The organism is Psychromonas arctica, assembly GCF_038155225.1.
Lineage (GTDB): Bacteria > Pseudomonadota > Gammaproteobacteria > Enterobacterales > Psychromonadaceae > Psychromonas > Psychromonas arctica_B.
The window spans coordinates 1-224 of record NZ_JBAKBA010000258.1 but is presented as its reverse complement, the minus strand read 5'-3'; the positions used below and the strand labels follow the sequence as shown (position 1 = coordinate 224).

The 224-nt window shown below is 39.7% G+C and carries 1 pseudogene; it reads right to left on the bottom strand.

From position 1 onward, the window contains the following. Positions 1 to 224 (bottom strand): annotated as a pseudogene (locus tag V6255_RS18480) (triose-phosphate isomerase); the annotation flags it as partial.

The following is a 224-nucleotide window of genomic DNA, read 5'->3' as shown; positions in this document are numbered from 1 at the left end:
GGATATGAGCATGAACTTCTTGTGCTTGCTCAGATGTTGCAACTTTCCCAGTACCGATTGCCCAAACTGGTTCATACGCAATCACTGAATTTTCAAGAGCGTCAATACCTGCTAGGTCACCAACTGCTTTAAGTTGAGTTTCTACAACAGCAAATGTTTAATCAGTTTCACGTTCTTCTAGTGATTCACCAATACATAAACCAGGTACAAAACCATTTTCTTGA